Source organism: Enterococcus salsurae, from assembly GCF_054784955.1.
In genome coordinates this window covers 594,662-611,126 of the sequence record NZ_BAAHWY010000002.1, presented here as the reverse complement: position 1 = coordinate 611,126, position 16,465 = coordinate 594,662, and the positions used below count along the sequence as shown (strand labels likewise).

General features: G+C 42.5%; 20 protein-coding genes. 16 read left to right on the top strand and 4 right to left on the bottom strand.

Features of this window, described 5'->3' with window-relative positions:
* The first annotated feature begins 3 nt into the window (after positions 1-3).
* Positions 4-1,056, top strand: a complete 1,053-nt coding sequence (locus ACYVRS_RS07180) for a hypothetical protein (RefSeq protein WP_461203044.1) — start codon at positions 4-6, stop codon at positions 1,054-1,056.
* Between the two features lie 4 nt (positions 1,057-1,060).
* Here the strand turns inward: ACYVRS_RS07180 and ACYVRS_RS07175 are convergent, their stop codons facing one another.
* Positions 1,061-1,405, bottom strand: a complete 345-nt coding sequence (locus tag ACYVRS_RS07175; protein ID WP_312499945.1) for a hypothetical protein — start codon at positions 1,403-1,405, stop codon at positions 1,061-1,063.
* A gap of 194 nt (positions 1,406-1,599) precedes the next feature.
* Here ACYVRS_RS07175 and pepA point away from each other — a divergent pair, with 194 nt between their 5' ends.
* The 4 genes from pepA (at position 1,600) to ytpR (ending at position 4,359) form a co-directional block, all read left to right on the top strand.
* Complete coding sequence (gene pepA / locus ACYVRS_RS07170) at positions 1,600-2,676, top strand: glutamyl aminopeptidase (RefSeq protein ID WP_461203043.1); 1,077 nt, start codon at positions 1,600-1,602, stop codon at positions 2,674-2,676.
* Positions 2,677-2,796: 120 nt separating this feature from the next.
* Entirely contained in the window at positions 2,797-3,111 is a 315-nt protein-coding gene (locus ACYVRS_RS07165; RefSeq protein WP_054116037.1) for a thioredoxin family protein, read from the top strand.
* 18 nt (positions 3,112-3,129) lie between these two features.
* Positions 3,130-3,591: a universal stress protein gene (locus tag ACYVRS_RS07160; protein ID WP_461197824.1), complete on the top strand. Its 462-nt coding sequence runs from the start codon at positions 3,130-3,132 to the stop codon at positions 3,589-3,591.
* Positions 3,592-3,744: 153 nt separating this feature from the next.
* Complete coding sequence (gene ytpR / locus ACYVRS_RS07155) at positions 3,745-4,359, top strand: YtpR family tRNA-binding protein (RefSeq protein WP_461203042.1); 615 nt, start codon at positions 3,745-3,747, stop codon at positions 4,357-4,359.
* Positions 4,360-4,410: 51 nt separating this feature from the next.
* On the opposite strand, the gene ACYVRS_RS07150 is transcribed toward ytpR, so the two are convergent.
* Positions 4,411-5,715, bottom strand: a complete 1,305-nt coding sequence (locus tag ACYVRS_RS07150; protein WP_461197822.1) for a S1C family serine protease — start codon at positions 5,713-5,715, stop codon at positions 4,411-4,413.
* 200 nt (positions 5,716-5,915) lie between these two features.
* Here ACYVRS_RS07150 and rlmH point away from each other — a divergent pair, with 200 nt between their 5' ends.
* The 8 genes from rlmH to ACYVRS_RS07110 all read left to right on the top strand — a co-directional run bounded on the left by rlmH (position 5,916) and on the right by ACYVRS_RS07110 (position 11,641).
* Positions 5,916-6,395: a 23S rRNA (pseudouridine(1915)-N(3))-methyltransferase RlmH gene (gene rlmH, locus ACYVRS_RS07145; RefSeq protein ID WP_054116041.1), complete on the top strand. Its 480-nt coding sequence runs from the start codon at positions 5,916-5,918 to the stop codon at positions 6,393-6,395.
* Between the two features lie 65 nt (positions 6,396-6,460).
* A complete protein-coding gene (locus ACYVRS_RS07140; protein ID WP_313540791.1) occupies positions 6,461-6,976 on the top strand; it encodes a YehS family protein in 516 nt (171 codons plus the stop codon).
* A 236-nt stretch (positions 6,977-7,212) separates the two neighbouring features.
* Positions 7,213-7,950 (top strand): tRNA pseudouridine(38-40) synthase TruA, encoded by a 738-nt coding sequence (truA, locus tag ACYVRS_RS07135; RefSeq protein ID WP_054116045.1) that lies wholly within the window; start codon positions 7,213-7,215, stop codon positions 7,948-7,950.
* A 49-nt stretch (positions 7,951-7,999) separates the two neighbouring features.
* Entirely contained in the window at positions 8,000-8,761 is a 762-nt protein-coding gene (gene map / locus ACYVRS_RS07130) for a type I methionyl aminopeptidase (RefSeq protein WP_461197820.1), read from the top strand.
* 141 nt (positions 8,762-8,902) lie between these two features.
* A complete protein-coding gene (gene msrA, locus ACYVRS_RS07125; protein ID WP_461203041.1) occupies positions 8,903-9,733 on the top strand; it encodes a peptide-methionine (S)-S-oxide reductase MsrA in 831 nt (276 codons plus the stop codon).
* Between the two features lie 104 nt (positions 9,734-9,837).
* Positions 9,838-10,242 (top strand): helix-turn-helix domain-containing protein, encoded by a 405-nt coding sequence (locus ACYVRS_RS07120; RefSeq protein WP_461197818.1) that lies wholly within the window; start codon positions 9,838-9,840, stop codon positions 10,240-10,242.
* A 52-nt stretch (positions 10,243-10,294) separates the two neighbouring features.
* Positions 10,295-10,759, top strand: coding sequence for a GNAT family N-acetyltransferase (locus ACYVRS_RS07115; RefSeq protein ID WP_461203040.1), 465 nt, complete (start codon positions 10,295-10,297; stop codon positions 10,757-10,759).
* 159 nt (positions 10,760-10,918) lie between these two features.
* Positions 10,919-11,641, top strand: coding sequence for a deoxynucleoside kinase (locus tag ACYVRS_RS07110; protein ID WP_313540052.1), 723 nt, complete (start codon positions 10,919-10,921; stop codon positions 11,639-11,641).
* Positions 11,642-11,728: 87 nt separating this feature from the next.
* Here ACYVRS_RS07110 and ACYVRS_RS07105 read toward each other — a convergent pair whose 3' ends face one another.
* Both ACYVRS_RS07105 and ACYVRS_RS07100 read right to left on the bottom strand, forming a co-directional pair.
* Complete coding sequence (locus ACYVRS_RS07105; RefSeq protein ID WP_313540055.1) at positions 11,729-12,367, bottom strand: DUF421 domain-containing protein; 639 nt, start codon at positions 12,365-12,367, stop codon at positions 11,729-11,731.
* Positions 12,368-12,371: 4 nt separating this feature from the next.
* Positions 12,372-12,857 (bottom strand): DUF3290 domain-containing protein, encoded by a 486-nt coding sequence (locus ACYVRS_RS07100; RefSeq protein WP_313540025.1) that lies wholly within the window; start codon positions 12,855-12,857, stop codon positions 12,372-12,374.
* Between the two features lie 186 nt (positions 12,858-13,043).
* On the opposite strand from ACYVRS_RS07100, the gene ACYVRS_RS07095 reads away from it, so the two are divergent.
* The 3 genes from ACYVRS_RS07095 to ACYVRS_RS07085 all read left to right on the top strand — a co-directional run bounded on the left by ACYVRS_RS07095 (position 13,044) and on the right by ACYVRS_RS07085 (position 16,442).
* Entirely contained in the window at positions 13,044-14,084 is a 1,041-nt protein-coding gene (locus ACYVRS_RS07095; RefSeq protein ID WP_313540028.1) for an FUSC family protein, read from the top strand.
* A gap of 291 nt (positions 14,085-14,375) precedes the next feature.
* Positions 14,376-14,975, top strand: coding sequence for an NUDIX hydrolase N-terminal domain-containing protein (locus ACYVRS_RS07090; protein WP_461197816.1), 600 nt, complete (start codon positions 14,376-14,378; stop codon positions 14,973-14,975).
* A gap of 156 nt (positions 14,976-15,131) precedes the next feature.
* Complete coding sequence (locus tag ACYVRS_RS07085; protein ID WP_461203039.1) at positions 15,132-16,442, top strand: NCS2 family permease; 1,311 nt, start codon at positions 15,132-15,134, stop codon at positions 16,440-16,442.
* Positions 16,443-16,465 lie beyond the last annotated feature (23 nt).

Below are 16,465 nucleotides of genomic sequence, written 5' to 3'. Positions count from 1 at the left end.
GAGATGAACAGAACATTGGGGTTTACAATCGTTGTGTTCGGGATTTGTCTCTTTTTGTCATGGCGTCATTATCATAAGGCAAAGCAAGAACAGCGAATGATCTTAGCACAATTGAAAAGATACCCTGCTGTCCAACATGCATGGGCCGCCGCGCTTGAAGACGGTGATCCAGTGATTGAGATTCCGGGGCTAGCAACAGGGATCAAGGCAAGCTTGGCAGACGCGCATACTGTAGATATGTGCGGACAAATGACGCCGCAAGGGTTGGCGCTTTCTAAGGATTGGGTATTTATCTCGATGTATTGCAATGATCACCAGCATCATTCACAGATCTTGCTTTTTGATCGTCATACAGGTGCCTATAGCAAACCAGTCATTTTACCTAAAAAGCCCCATGTCGGAGGCTTGGTGTATGATGAACAGCAAGAAGTCCTATGGGTAACGATCACTGGCTCAGAAAGTGGTCGGATTGGCGGCATTCCTTTGGCGACACTTTTGGCGGATACATCTGCCCAGACAGGTCAACCGGTCCGGTTTGATCGCAGGCTTGAACTATTGGGGATAGCCCGTGCGTCATACTTAACGATGGATCAAGAAAAAGTCGTGGCAGGATCGTTTTCTTTAAGAGGGGCAGGAAAATGTGCTGCCTATTCTCGACAGTTTCTGCAGGATGCGATGGCAGGTGGTTCCACACAAAAAAGTCAAATGTTGCCAAATGAGACCAATAGCACGTTGACCAAAGTCCAAAGTGTTGCATATGCAAAAGATTGGCTGCTGATTGCCCGTTCCTTCGGTCCAGGCGCAAGTGAACTTTTGGTCTTTCCGAAGACAACCGCGAATCTGAAGCGCAACAGCGCCGCATTTCGTTTTAGATTCCCGCCTTATTTAGAGCAAATCGTGGTAGAGGATCAACGGCTATATTGCCTTTTTGAAAGTGGTGCAGCTGCTTATCGGCATAAAACCAAATGGCCAATCGATACGGTTCTGGTCTTGGATTTGTCCACGCTGCTCCACAAAAAAACCGGCTTCAAAAGAAACCGGCGCATCAAATCATGAGCAATTATTCTACAATGCTGCGTTGGATATCCAACACGGTGCCTGTTCGGGCATCTGCCAAAAATTCATAGGTGACCAATTGGCCATCCTCAGTCCGAGTGATCCCGCCTGTATAGCCTTGGGAGGTAATGGCAAATTTACGCAAAGGTTGTTTTTCAAAGTTGATCCACGATCCTTCGATCGGTCCTTCTTTGACAAAAGCTGATTTGACTGATTCCAGTACATCATCTGCATGGAGATTTTGTTTGTTTTTCAACCAAAAAGTGGAAAAGATCCCTCCAGCAAAACCTAGTCCTAAACCGACCGTCAAGCCATTTTTAAAATAGTGTAGTGGGCGATGATCATGCATATGTTTGTCCTCCTTCAATCAATGTTTCCTATGTTGCTGCGATAGCATGAAAACACAATTACAATTATCATAAGTGTAACATAGTTTAGAATTTTTCTATAAGAAAAATAACCAGATCGACCAATTTGCGTTATAATAAATCAATAATAGTTCTTAAAGGGGGATAGGCTTGTTCCTAAACAAGCAAACAAATAATGGAAGATCAAACATTTCAACGCATCAAAGAATTAACAGAACTTCAAGGAACCAGCGGCTTTGAGCAAGACGTGCGTGCGTATATGCGTAAAGCGATGACACCCTTGGTGGACGAGGTACAGCAAGATGGTCTAGGCGGTATTTTTGGGATCCGTCATCATTCAGATGCACATGCACCCCGTATCATGTTGGCAGCCCATATGGATGAGGTCGGCTTCTTAGTGACGACTGTAACAGACCGCGGCTTATTCAAAGTAACACCATTAGGCGGATGGAATCCATATGTGGTTTCTGCCCAACGCTTTACATTGAAAACAGCAAAAGGCGATTATCCATGTGTTTCTTCTTCCGTTCCACCGCATTTATTGCGCGGAACTGGTGGTCAAAAAGCGGTGGAAGTCACCGATATTCTTTTTGATGCCGGTTTTGAGTCGAAAGAAGAAGCGGAAAGTTTTGGTGTTCGTCCTGGAGATACGATCGTTCCTCAAGTAGAAACCATCAAAACAGCCAATGGAAAACACATTATTTCCAAAGCCTGGGACAACCGTTATGGTTGTACGGTAGTGTTGGATGCACTGGAAGCATTGCAGGATGAAACATTGGGGCACACACTCATTGCCGGTGCCAATGTACAAGAAGAAGTCGGCTTGCGCGGCTCGCGTCCATCGGTAACAAAATTCAAACCGGATTTATTTTTTGCAGTGGATTGTTCACCTGCCGATGATACGGTAACCAAAAACGGCACCTTCGGTCACTTAGGTGAAGGGACATTGTTACGTATTTTTGATCCAGGGTTGATCATGCTGCCAGCAATGAAAGAATTCTTGCTGGATACTGCAGAAACCCATCATATCCCTTATCAGTACTTTGTATCAAAAGGCGGTACCGATGCGGGTGCAGCACATATGGCGAATGAAGGAATCCCTAGCTCAGTGATCGGTGTTCCAGGCCGTTATATCCATACGCATCAAACACTATTCAGCATTGCGGATTATGAAGCAGCCCGTGAAATGGTGATCCAAGTATTGAAAGCTTTAGACAAATCAACTGTCGATACGATCATTGCTGGTAAATAATCAGGAGGAAAACACGTCGATTCGGCGTGTTTTTTTAGGTCGCGGACGTCTGCGCGTTGCATTTGGTTTTCCCACGCAGAAAGGTGTATACTTTAGATATCAACAGAAAGTGGTGAGTGTGTGATTATTCCAAAAGATTTAGAAGAATTAGCGACTTATGTAGAACAAGGAAAAAATGTGTTCTTTTTTACCGCCGATTGGTGTGGGGATTGTCGATATATCAAACCGCAATTGCCAGAGATCGAAGCGGATTTTCCAAATTATCAATTTATTGAAGTGGATCGCGACAAGTTTATGGATGTCGCAGTCGAATGGTCGATTTTCGGGATTCCCAGCTTAGTGGTGATCGAGGATGGCAAAGAGCGAGGTCGTCTGGTGAATAAAGACCGTAAAACCAAAGAAGAAATCGAAGCTTTCTTAACAAGTGTGCAATAAAGAGTGGAGGGATTTAAGATGGATGCACAAAGATATCAAAATATTTTAGTGGGCATCGATGGGTCAGAACAAGCCAAAGACGCCTTCAAAAAAGCAGTTGAAGTGGCACGACGCAATCAAGGGAAAGTGTATGCAGCGACGATCATTGATCAGCAACTGCCAACGATGATGGGCTATGCGCCATTGGATAGTTCTATTTTAGAACAAGAAAAGGATACTGCACAAAAAATGATCGACGAATGTAAAGCCTATGCAGATTCTGTAGACTTTCATTTAGTGGAGGGCATCATTGCCTATGGCTCGATCAAAGATGCTTTGGCTACGCAGTTACCTGAAGAATATGCCATCGACCTGATCATGGTAGGCCAATCTGGTCTGAATGCTGTTGAGCGGTTCATGATGGGCAGTGTTGCTAGTTTCGTTATCCGCGAAGCCCGCTGCGATGTCCTGATCGTTTCGCCGCAAGACAAAGAGGCTTAAAGCGTAAAAGATAGCCGTAAGATCAATCCGGTTGATCTTGCGGCTATTTTGTCGTGCTTTGGATAGAAATCAAAGAGAATAGCCGAAATACGATGACGAATCCGCAAAAATTTGTTAAGATTATGGGCGGAATGATTGAAGGAGGAAAATAACGTGATTTTTGCTTATAATAAAGAATATGTCAGTGATACGTTGATGGTGATCACTGAGAATGACAAAGGGTTAGCGCAAACTGTTTCTCGTGTCGATAATGTTGCGCAAATCAAAAATGAAGAGGACACAATCGTTGGTTGGAACTTTTTTGCTATTTCAGAGATCATGACGATTGAAGGCAGAGGTCAGGTCGAATTGACTGATGCACAAGTGGCACAGTTGAATGAGCGCATTGCAGCTGCTGGTTTTGCTGAAAAGCTAGCAGTTGATCATACCCCGAAAATCGTCGTTGGATACGTACAGACCTGCGAAGAACATCCAGATAGTGATCACTTGTCTCTTACTCAAATTGATGTGGGGAACGATGAAGTATTGCAGATTGTCTGTGGTGCAGCCAATATCCGCAAAGGACTGAAAGTGGTTGTTGCCAAGCCTGGGGCCATGATGCCCGATGGCTTGTTGATTTGGCCAGGTACATTGCGAGGCATTGAAAGCTTCGGTATGGTTTGTTCAGCCAAAGAATTGGCTTTGCCTGATGCACCATTGAAAAAAGGAATTCTGGAATTGCCGCAAGATGCAGTTATCGGCAGTGCCTTTCCCACTGGAAAAGCATAAAAAAAGAGGCACCGCCACTTCCTGTTGTTGTGGCGGTGCCTCTTTGATTGGTTAATTGCTGCTTTCTGTTGTATCGTTGATCGACGTATCAACGGACAATTCGACTGTTGCTGTTTTTTCTTCATCTCCACGATAGAAGGTCAACGTAATGGTATCGCCAACTTTATGTTTGTAGAGTGCAGATTGTAAATCAGTGGTTGAACTAATCTCTGTATCATCAACTTTGGTGATGACATCATATTGTTGCAAACCAGCTTGTTCAGCAGGTGTCGCATTATTGACTGAGTAGACGACAACGCCGGCTGTCACAGAGGATGGTACTTTCAAGATTTGTTCTTGTTGTTGAGAAGTGATCGAACTTAGATCAATCGTACGAATTCCCAATGCTGGACGAACCACTTTGCCATCGGATTCTAATTGATTGATGATTTCAACAACATCGTTACTAGGAATGGCAAAGCCCATACCTTCAACGCTGACGCTGGATGTTGATTCTGAAGTGCTGGCGATTTTGCTCGAGTTGATCCCAACGACTTGTCCATCGACGTTGATCAGTGGACCACCAGAGTTCCCAGGGTTGATGGCTGCATCTGTTTGAATGGCATTGATGCTGACTGTTTCACCTGAATCGTTTTGACTAGTGACTTGGCGATTCAAAGAAGAGATGATCCCTTGTGTCACTGAGTTTGCATAATCTGATCCTAATGGAGAACCAATGGCAATGGCAGGTTCGCCGACTTTCAATGCGCTGGAATCACCAAAGGTTGCAACTGTCTCAACTTTATCTGAGGCGATTTTGATGACAGCTAAGTCGGTATAAGCATCGGTTCCGACCAATTCGCCAGTGACTTTCGTGCCATCTGAAAGGACGACTTCTAAGCCTGATTGACCTTCAACAACGTGGTTATTGGTCACGACATAGGCTGTCTCTCCATCGACTTTGTAAATGACGCCACTCCCTTCTGAAGCTGCTTCTAATGTACTGTCATCACTGGTATTGTCTTCGGTTTGTCCATCTTGTCCGCTTTGTTGGCCAAAGATGCTGCCAAAATCACTGGTTTGACTTTGTTGCAAGTTGATGATCGACACAACCGCACCTTGGACTTTTTCAACTGCTTCTGTAACATCACTGGTGACATCTAATTTGACATTTGAAACGGTCGTTTCTCCACTCGAATTTTGGACGCCGGTCGTTGTTGTACTTGAGTTAGAATTCGTGAGTGACGTGCCCATTGCTAAATATAGACCACCAAAAGTCAGGAGACCGCCGACAACGCCGCCTAAAATACCAATCCCTAATTTTTTGAGTAATCCAGAAGAAGGTTTTTTCTCTGGTGTGACATCTTTTCGTGCCATTTTGATTTCCCCCTTACTAATTATTTCGCTATAATTAGTATATTCTTTCTATCTGACATTAGTCTACTAAGAGACTTTGAAAAATATATGAAGAAGTTGGGGAGTAATTTGTTTTAAATGATGAACTTTCGCTTTTTTATTCATCAAATAATGAAAAAATATCTGTATTGATTTTTGCAGATTTCAGAAAGGAAATGTCCATGAATATCAAAATCGTGACTGTCGGTAAATTGAAGGAAAAATATCTCGTGCAAGGAATCAGTGAATATGCCAAGAGAATCGGGGCCTATGCCAAGTTGACCTTTGTCGAAGTGCCAGATGAAAAAGCGCCTGAACATTTGAGCGACGCCCAAATGCTGCAAATCAAAGAAAAAGAAGGGCAACGGATTCTAGCGAAAATCAAAGACACTGAATATGTCTATGCATTAGCCATTGAAGGACAAAATCCTACCAGTGAAGCTTTTGCCAAACAGATCGATCAGTTAGGCATTCAAGGAAAAAGCCAATTGGTCTTTGTGATTGGTGGGTCATTGGGCCTAAGTGATGCTGTGATGCAGCGTAGTGATGCCCAAATCTCATTTGGGAAAATGACTTTCCCGCATCAGTTAATGAAATTGATCTTGGTCGAACAGATTTATCGGGCGTATCGAATCAATACCAATGCACCGTATCATAAATAGACCTTTGATTGATTAGCCGTTGTGCATTACAATAGAAAGAAGATACCCTATTAGGAGGATACAACATGAACAATAACGACCGATTACTTCGCTTGCGCTATGCTGTAGATATCAAAGATAGCGATATGGTCAAAGCTTTTGAATTAGGTGGACATCCCGTCAGCCGAGAAGAAGTACGGGAGATGTTGACGCGAAACCACGACGCCCAATCCACAGAGGACAAAGAGAATGTTTACTTGAAAGCCGTCAACAACCAAGTACTTGATGCTTTTTTGAATGGCTATATCACTTTGAAACGCGGGCCGCAAAAAGAACAAAAAGACATCCCGCAACAAAAAAGCAAAGAAATCAAGCATATCAACAATGTGTTGCTGAAAAAAATCAAAATCGCGTTGTTTTTAACCAGTGAAGACATGCTGGCGATCTTTGCTGAAGCGGGTATCTATCCGACCAAAGGAGAATTAGGGGCGATTTTACGTAAAGAAGGACACCGAAACTTCAAACCTTGCGGGGATAAATATGCGCGAAACTTTTTAAAAGGTCTAGGATTGGTTTACCGAAAAGACGGGAATCATTCATGAGTCTTTCATTCGTGCATTTCAGATAAAAGACATATTGGCTCACCTGTTGAGGAGAGCCAATATGTCTTTTGCGTTTAGTGAACATCAATTCTTTTTGGCAATTTCAATAGAGTGTACCTATTGCACTGCGTAAATGAACTCTGACGAGTCGCTGCCATTTACAACCACAAGGGAATGACTTATGATGGAACTTGACAATCAAGAGAATAGTTTTGACTAAAGGGAGAACAGCATCTATGCGCAATATCAAATTAACGATTGAATACGATGGCAAACGCTATTTAGGTTGGCAACGTTTAGGCGACAATGACAAAACGATCCAAGAAAAAATCGAAGGAGTCATCAAGCTGCTTACCAATGAAGACATTGAGATCATTGGTTCTGGACGGACGGATGCAGGCACCCATGCCCGCGGACAAGTCGCAAATTTCAAGACAACTGTCACCATGCCGTTAGCCGAAATGCAGCAATTTTTCAATCGCTATTTGCCGCAAGACATTGTGGTCAATCACATTGAAGAAGTGCCAGAAAGATTCCATGCAAGATACCACGCAGTAGGCAAGCAATATAGTTATTATGTCTGGTCGAATCCAGTACCAACGGTCTTCGAACGAAACCGCAGCTTCCACTTTCCTCAAGCGGTGGATCTAGAAAAAATGCAGCAAGCCGCAGAAAAATTGATCGGTACCCATGATTTTATCGGCTTCTCGGCATTAAAAAAGTCAAAGAAATCAACGACTAGAACCATTGAATCAATCACCATCACGCAAGAAGGCAGTATGATCCATTTTGCATTTAATGGGAACGGTTTTTTGCATAAAATGGTACGTATCCTGACCGGTACGCTGTTGGCAATTGGGGCAGGGGAATTGGATGAAACGATCATTGATCAAGTGTTGAATGAAAAAATCAGGCAAGCAGCTGGTGAAACAGTACCGTCTCATGGTCTGTTTTTGGATGAAGTGTACTATTGATTCACACGATACGCATGATACGCAAAATATGCAGAAAGCGGGGTAGCGTATGATTACCTTAAAATCACAAAGAGAAATCGAACAAATGAACACATCTGGCCGTATTTTGGCAAGTATCCATGAGAAATTACGGACATTTATCACAGCCGGTATCACCACCAATCAAATCAATGATTTTGTGCACAAAGAAATTGAAGCTGCGGGTGCAACGGCAGCGCAAATTGGTTTTGAAGGATACGAATATGCGACATGTGTTAGCGTCAACGAAGAGATCTGCCATGGCTTTCCTTCAGACTATGTGGTGACATCGGGGGATATCGTGAAAGTTGATTTTTGTGTCGATTACCATGGGGCCATTTCGGATAGTTGCTGGACCTATGCTGTCGGCGACATTTTACCAGAACATCAAAAATTGATGGCTGTCACCAAAGAAGCCTTACGCTTAGGGATCGAACAGGCACAAGTGGGGAACCGGGTGGGAGATATCGGTCATGCGATTCAAAGCTATGCAGAAGCACAAGGGTTTGGGGTCGTCCGGGATTTTATTGCCCATGGCATTGGACCAACGATTCATGAAGAACCCTTCTTTCCACACTTTGGATTGCCAGGCAAAGGACTGCGCTTGAAACCAGGGATGACGATCACGATCGAACCCATGATCACGACCGGCACTTGGCGGATGCAAATGGACGAGAATGGTTGGACTGCAAGAACCATCGATGATGGTTTCTGTGCCCAATATGAGCATTCAATTGCCATTACAGAAGCGGGGCCAGTGATCATGACACAACAAAAGCCAGAATCAGAATGATCTGAAATATTTCGTTATAACGATCAAGAAAAGACAGCAGCCCGCTGTCTTTTTTTAGGCGCTTCAATAGGCGAATAAACGATTATATGATAAAGTTTTTCTAGAAAGAAACGTGTTGGACAAAAGGCGGAGGTGTCAAATGTGGAAACGAATCAAGCTGTTTTGGCCGCTTTATATAATTTGATTTTGGCTACAGGGACACGTGAATGGGAACGCAAGCAGTTGATCCAAGCCAAAAATGCCCTGGAAGCCGATCAGGTACAACAGGGATTGGCTCAGCTTGAGGCTACCTTGCGACCATTGGCCTTGCGGGACAATCTTACGCCTGATGTGATGGATTTTTATCAAGCACTCACGGATCGCAAATCAGCAACTAGGCCACATGCAACACAAGAGGCGCAACGCAATAGCCGCTTAATTGATGGGGAAACGGCCATTTTTGCTGGTGGCTGTTTTTGGTGTATGGTGGAACCTTTTGAAAATCATCCAGGGATCATTTCCGTGTTATCTGGTTATACCGGCGGAAGGGTGGCGCATCCGACGTATGATCAAGTATTGACTGGCAGTACGGGACACGTGGAGGCTGTGGAGATTATTTTTGATCCTGCGATCATCTCTTATCGTGAATTGTTGGCAATTTATTGGGGCGTGACTGATCCAACGGATGCTTTCGGACAGTTTCAAGATCGCGGCAATCATTATCGTCCGATTATTTTTGCGTCGACAAAAAATCAAATGGATGAAGCGATCGCATCGATGGATGCACTGCAACATAAAATCAAGTATGCGCAACCAATCGTGACAGAAATTCTTCCGGCGACAACATTTTGGTCTGCGGAAAATCGGCATCAACAATTTTATTTGAAACAACCAAAGCGCTATCGACAAATCAAACGTACCCGTCAACAGTTGCAACAGTTTAAGCGATGGAAAGCAAGGTTCAAATCGGTTTTTTCGTATAAGAAAAACTGATTTGACTTGTCAAAACCCATTGACAATGGGGCAATATCAACGAGATTGAACAGACAGGCGCAAACCTTTGCGCTATGGTGAAGACAAAGGAGGAATAAGTACGTATGACGCTTGGAGAGACATTGAAGGAGTATCGGCAAGCCAATCATTGGCCGCAAGAAACGATTGCCCAAAAGATGATGGTGACCAGAACCTCTATCTCTAATTGGGAAACGGGTAAAACATTTCCAGATATTGTCAATATTATGAAGTTGAGTACGATCTACGGATGCACGATCGATGATTTAGTGAAAGGAGATAGGAAAAAAATGAAAAAAACTTTTCGAACAATGACCTATGGTGCCGGTATCAAAGATGGGACGATGCGCTTGAAAATCGAAACAGATGCCACGAAGTTTTTCCCGCGGGGCGTTGAGGTAAAGGCAAATGTGGATATGGAAACTGGAGAGGTTGTTTTCTTTGTCGAGCAAAATGATTTGGATAAAATCAAACAATCGCTGGATGAATAATCAAATAGATGTTACTTTATAAGTCAATCGTAGATATAGGAGTGGGGAAATCATGTGTATGACTTTCAGCGCCTGTACACAATCTGATGCGCTATTTTTGGCGAATGTATTAAAAAAATCTTTTGATTCAGACAGTGAAATGGCTTTTGGAAAAGGAACAAGGCTAGGGCCGCCGGGATATGATGACGGTACATTATGCAAAAAAATTATGAGCAATCATGCATTGAAAAAGTTGGTAATATCCTATGGGAAAGAACGCTGCGGTATATTGGTTTATGAAGATGGTGATCCATCTATCATCCATTACTTTTGTTTAGATCCAGTTTTTATAGGAAAAGGACTAGGTACCCGCATTTGGGAAACATTTGAGAGAAATAAAACTGGTATTTGGCAACTGGAAACGCCAGCTTTTTCACTAAGAAACCATCATTTTTATATAAAGTTAGGATTTAAACAAATTGGAGAAAAAAGGTATGGACCTGAAGCAACCGCTTTTGTCTTTGAAAAACATTTGTAGGTCATTTTTATACAAGATATAGTGAATGATTACTCATAATCTTCTTTTTACTTACTATATGTAGTGTTTACTTTTTTCATATAACGTGTAAAATAGCATGTGAGGTTTAGCAGAATAGAACCAAATCATCAGATAGAAGCGAATATGGACAAAGGATGGATGCGTGTGTTATTGATTGCAGGTACGATAGGTGCAGGGAAAAGTAGTTTGACCGATTTCTTATCAAAGAAAATGGCGTCAAAACCCTTTTATGAAAATGTGGAAGACAATGATGTATTGCCGTTATTTTACTCGAATCCGGAACGGTATGCTTTTTTGTTGCAGATTTTCTTCTTGAACAAAAGTTTTTTGGGGATGCGAGAAGCGTTATCCAATGATGACAACGTGATCGATCGTTCAATTTATGAGGATAGTTTGATGTTCCATCTGAATGCCGATCTAGGACGTATCGCCCCGCTGGAAGTGGAGCAGTATGATAACTTATTGAATACCATGCTGAAAGAATTAGAAGAATCTTCTCCTGAAAAACATCCAGATTTGATGGTGCATATCAAGGTTTCTTTAGATACTATGATTGCGCGGATCAACAAACGAGGCCGCGCGTATGAACAAGTGGCGAATGACCCAACACTATATGCGTATTATAAAGAACTCAATCAACGTTATGATGCTTGGTATGAAGCATTTGATGTTTGTCCTAAAATGCAAATTGATGGGGATCAATTGGATTTTGTGGACAATGAAGAGAATCTATCCATCATTTTAGAGATGATCCAAGAAAAATTGGCCGCACTCCGAACCGAAAAGCAAGCAGGCCGCTATTGCACAGATCATGCATTGGCAAAAGGCGATTTTTCTGAGGAAACAATCGTAAATAATTGAAGAATAAAGCTTAAATCGTATGAATCATATGAGAAGAGACACGCAGACCAGTTTGAGGTCTGCGTGTCTTTTGTCGATCAAAAGCGATCAGGTAGATTCATAACTATATAGTTTCAATGAACCGGATAAATACTCCCCTAAATAGATTGCAGAGATCCGCTCAAAACCTTGCGCTTGGACTTGCTTTTCTAACCAATCGATATCTTGATCAATCAATTCAAGCACGTCAAAATTAGGCAAGCCGTCTACAATAATAGGGTAGCGGATATTCTCATCACCAAACTCTATGATCGTCAACTGTCCATTTTGCTCGAGAACAGCCCGTTTGACTTTTTCGACCTCGTAAATGCCGGCAGACCGTAGTTTGAACATGAGTTCATTGGCTGACAAACCATTTTTTAAACATTCTTTGAGGTTGACCTTGCCATTTTCAACTAATGAAATGGGGCGTCCATCTACTAAGCGTTTGACGAAGTGATTGTGTTCTTTGGCAAATTTCAATATGAAAATCAGTAAGGTCCAAATGATCAGAACAAGGATGAACTGCAAAACGGTGATCGAATCATTGTAGATGACACCACCAATAATACCGCCTAGGACATAATTTTGAACTTGATCGCTTGAGGAAGACGGGGCCAGATTGCCTTTGCCCATTAGGTTGATTTGAAGAATCAAACAGATGATCCCTAACGCAAATTTGATGATGATCGGTGTATATAATTGCATCATGTCACTCCTCTATCTTTGTGATATCTGTAGTTGTCAAGTAAGCTTCTTCCAATGTATAGGCACTGAAGTCGGCATTGAGTGAGACCCGATAATAGTGGTCATTGAATGCGACCAATACCCCGTCTGCCAGTTGCAGCGCGTTGACGTAGACTGCGTCTTCCTCGACTTGTTGATCGGCGGCTAAACGCTGAACAAAGTTGACCAATTGTGAAGACTGTGACAGCCGGTTTTCGCTTTGCGTGTAATCGGCATACTGGACACCGGATACGAACAGCAAAAAGAGGAGTGCGATAATACTGAGATCACGGTATTTGGTTTTCATTCGATGCCGCATGTACAAGCTGAAGACAATGAGCAAAACGAATAAAGAAGCAAAAATAAAGAAGTATTTGACGTAATCGTTCAGCGCAGATTGTTCTTGCATGTAATGCAAACCATAGAAAGTAATTGGGGTTCCTCCGATAAAATAATCAATTGGGTGTGTCAAGCTGATTGTACAGCAAATTTGTTGAGAATGCGATGATGAAGGCCATAGGCATAGATTTTTTTGGATGCAATCTTTATTTTCAGAAAATAAATTTGCAAAATAATTTTCTGCTCCGTATACTGGATAAGGATCGTCTGTCGTTTGTACATAGAATTAACATGTGTTTATTGCGAAAGGAGTGGGGAGATGAAAGACAAACGGACGATATTACGGCCCTTAGGTTCAGGCTTTGCGATGGGGGTACCGTTGATTTTGGGCATCGTGATGAATGATAGCAGTATTAGTTCTGTTGGCGCGATGGGGGCATTTTCTTATTTGGCCTTCCAACATATTTCGATTACCTACAATGTCAAAGCGATTTTGATCCATGGGGCGGCGCTGATCGGCGCGTTTATTTTGGGGGCATTGACGGCGTTGGTTCCGTGGAGTGCGCCTTTTATGATTGGCTGCTTGTCTTATTCCGCATTCTTGTTGTCAAAAATCTATCGGATTCCAAAGCCAGATTATTTCTTTATCTTGATGCTTTATGCGACAGGATTCAATTTCCATGCAGCTGCCGTGGGTGATATTTTCCACCACAGTTTGTATTTGCTTTATGGATTGGCTGGCTCAGTTGTTTCTGGACTGCTGATATCATTGATCGAGCATTTACCGTTACATAGTAAACCAACAGCGTTTCAAAAACTGTCATTTAAGGAAAAATATGATTTAGCACTATATCGCCAACCAGAAATGGTCTTAAAAGCGTTGCATTTTTCGATTATTTTATTTGTTGCTACGTATGTGGCTTTTTTGCTTCGTGAGAGCAACGGGTATTGGATTCTTATTTCAGCCGCAGCAGTTTTAGCAGGTGAACATATGGATAAAATCAAAAGTCGGACAATTGGTCGTGTGCTGGGCGGGATCGTTGGCTTACTATTAGGTTTTTTGTTGATGTCCTTACATCTCTCATTGCCATTATTGGCATTGGTCTTGATTCTTTTAAATATACTTACTGAATGGTATATGCCCCTCAATTATACTGTTGCGAATTTTTTTACCAATCCTCAAGTCTTATTGCTGATGACGATAGGCAGCAGTTTCACACCACTGCAATTGATTCCATTGCGCTTTTCAGGCGCTTTGATTGGTAGCCTATTGGCGATGGTATTGATTTTTGTGATGGATTGGTCGTTGAAACAAATGGAACAAAGTATGATCCATGCGAAGCAAAGTCAAGAAGAATAAAAAAGTCTGCCATTTGTGTAGGACCTCAAAAGTTATTCTTTTATGGAGTGGAGAAATCCACTCCTTTTTTGAACAAAAAGATAGCAGATTATCAAATCTCAAAAAGCAGTATGGACGACATGCGACGCGCACGAAGGTTTTTGATACTATCAATCAGCCGATTGGCAGCATTGATTTTGAGATAGCTTCAATAGTTTTTTTGTTGAAGAAAAGACAGATCGAATCCCTTATCGTGTTCAAAACGAATCGATTTAGGTATCATGAACTAAGAGAAGGGAGAGAGGGATACAAATGATTGACCAATTAAGGCAGTATCAAAGGATGCTGTCGATCGCAGAAGCCGGTTTATTTTATGGGAAAGATGTTTATGACATTGAACGGTTCCAAGAGTTAAAAGACATTGCGCTGACCTTGTTGAGCGAGACTGTAGACCAAGAAAATTCAGTCTTAAAACTATATCTTGATAAGCAAGATGGTTACCCAACACCCAAAGTCGATGTACGGGCCTTGATCCGGCAAGAGGATAAGGTTTTGCTGGTCCAAGACCGTGCTACCAAGGAATGGTCATTGCCTGGAGGATATGCAGAGGTTGGTTTGACACCCAAAGAAAATATCCGAAAAGAAGTGCTGGAAGAAACAGGATTGCACGTGGCGGTTGGACCACTACGGGCTATTTTCGATACCAATTTGCGAGAAGATATTCCTCAATTGTTCCAGTATTATAAGTTGGTGTTTGCGTGTGAGGTGGTTTCGGGTGCGTTTGTCGCAAATAGTGAAACGGTTCAGAGTCATTATTTTGAACTGGAGGATTTACCAACATTGTCCATGAAGCGAACCACAAAAGAACAACTGGTTCAGTTGGTACAAGACAATCAGCTATATGTAGAATAAGTCTGCGAGTTTGTCAAAAAAAGCGTTTTAATTCGTATTTTCATTCGAATGTTATTTACTTGCTGTGAAACTTGGTTTATCATTGATTTCGTTGTTTTCATTATTTAGATCAAGTGTAGTATTTCACAGCTGCTTGATTGACGGAGGAGTACTAAAATGAAAAATCAAATCAATGCCTTTTTTGGGCTGGATGCTTTGCAAACGACAGTCAAACGGGAGATTTTGGCTGGCTTTACCACATTTATCTCTATGGCCTATATTTTGTTCGTGAATCCAACGGTGTTAGGCGCTTCTGGAATGGATGAAGGTGCGGTCTTTACAGCTACGGCCTTAGCCAGTGCACTAGGCTGTATCTTGATGGGGGTCTTGGCTAAATATCCAATCGCCACTGCACCTGCCCTTGGGATCAATGCATTCTTTTCTTACTCAGTTTGTATTGGGATGGGCGTTCCTTGGCAAACGGCTTTGGCGGGTGTTTTTGTGGCTTCACTGATTTTTATTGTGATCACTATTTTTAAATTGCGGGAGTTGATCATCGATGCGATTCCATCTGATTTAAAATATGCGATCTCCGGTGGGATTGGTCTGTTTATTGCCTTTTTGGGATTGAGTGAAGGTGGGATCATTGTATCAGATGACTCGACATTGGTCGCTTTAGGGTCTTTAAGTGTTGGCACAACTTGGCTCACGATCTTTGGTCTCGTTGTGACAGCTATTTTGATGGTGCAACGCGTACCTGGCGGTATTTTCATTGGGATGGCTGCGACAACGATTCTCGGTTTAATGACCGGTTTAATCCAAGCACCAACGAGTATTGTTTCTGCCGCACCGAGTATGTCTTCTACTTTTTTAGTGGCCTTGCACCATGTGGGAGACATCAATTCTCTGCAAATGTGGGTCGTTGTCCTGACATTCTTGTTGGTGACTTTCTTTGATACAGCCGGTACATTGGTTGGTCTAGCCAATCAAGCAGGGTTTATGAAGGACAACAAAATGCCGCGAGTGGGCAAAGCTTTGGCTTCAGACTCAACGGCTATGTTGGCTGGATCACTTTTAGGGACATCACCTGTAGGGGCCTATGTTGAATCATCCGCTGGGATCGCTGTAGGCGGACGTTCAGGACTAACCGCGGTAACGACAGGTATCTTTTTCTTGTTTGGCTTGTTCTTTTCGCCGCTGTTATCCGTGGTGACATCACAAGTGACAGCACCGGCTTTGATCGTAGTAGGTGTCTTGATGGCACAATCCTTGAAGGAAATCAAATGGCACGAAATGGAGATCGCGATTCCTTCTTTCTTGATTTTGCTGGGTATGCCATTGACGTATAGTATTTCAGACGGAATTGCTTTAGGCTTTATCTTCTACCCAATCACGATGATCGCTGCCAAAAGAGGCAAAGAAGTGTCACCGATCATGTATATCTTATTCTTTGTCTTTATTGGTTTTATGTGGATTTTGAATGTGTGATCGTTAAATAAGGGACTGACCAA

Coding starts and splice junctions, on each gene's coding strand:
- ACYVRS_RS07115 (WP_461203040.1), top strand. CDS start 10,295: ATGTGTATGACTTTCAGCGCCTGTACACAATCTGATGCGCTATTTTTG.
- ACYVRS_RS07120 (WP_461197818.1), top strand. CDS start 9,838: ATGACGCTTGGAGAGACATTGAAGGAGTATCGGCAAGCCAATCATTGG.
- ACYVRS_RS07150 (WP_461197822.1), bottom strand. CDS start 5,715: ATGGCACGAAAAGATGTCACACCAGAGAAAAAACCTTCTTCTGGATTA.
- ACYVRS_RS07140 (WP_313540791.1), top strand. CDS start 6,461: ATGAACAATAACGACCGATTACTTCGCTTGCGCTATGCTGTAGATATC.
- ACYVRS_RS07095 (WP_313540028.1), top strand. CDS start 13,044: ATGAAAGACAAACGGACGATATTACGGCCCTTAGGTTCAGGCTTTGCG.
- rlmH (WP_054116041.1), top strand. CDS start 5,916: ATGAATATCAAAATCGTGACTGTCGGTAAATTGAAGGAAAAATATCTC.
- truA (WP_054116045.1), top strand. CDS start 7,213: ATGCGCAATATCAAATTAACGATTGAATACGATGGCAAACGCTATTTA.
- pepA (WP_461203043.1), top strand. CDS start 1,600: ATGGAAGATCAAACATTTCAACGCATCAAAGAATTAACAGAACTTCAA.
- ACYVRS_RS07175 (WP_312499945.1), bottom strand. CDS start 1,405: ATGCATGATCATCGCCCACTACACTATTTTAAAAATGGCTTGACGGTC.
- map (WP_461197820.1), top strand. CDS start 8,000: ATGATTACCTTAAAATCACAAAGAGAAATCGAACAAATGAACACATCT.
- ACYVRS_RS07105 (WP_313540055.1), bottom strand. CDS start 12,367: ATGCAATTATATACACCGATCATCATCAAATTTGCGTTAGGGATCATC.
- ACYVRS_RS07110 (WP_313540052.1), top strand. CDS start 10,919: ATGCGTGTGTTATTGATTGCAGGTACGATAGGTGCAGGGAAAAGTAGT.
- ACYVRS_RS07090 (WP_461197816.1), top strand. CDS start 14,376: ATGATTGACCAATTAAGGCAGTATCAAAGGATGCTGTCGATCGCAGAA.
- ACYVRS_RS07180 (WP_461203044.1), top strand. CDS start 4: ATGAACAGAACATTGGGGTTTACAATCGTTGTGTTCGGGATTTGTCTC.
- ACYVRS_RS07085 (WP_461203039.1), top strand. CDS start 15,132: ATGAAAAATCAAATCAATGCCTTTTTTGGGCTGGATGCTTTGCAAACG.
- ACYVRS_RS07160 (WP_461197824.1), top strand. CDS start 3,130: ATGGATGCACAAAGATATCAAAATATTTTAGTGGGCATCGATGGGTCA.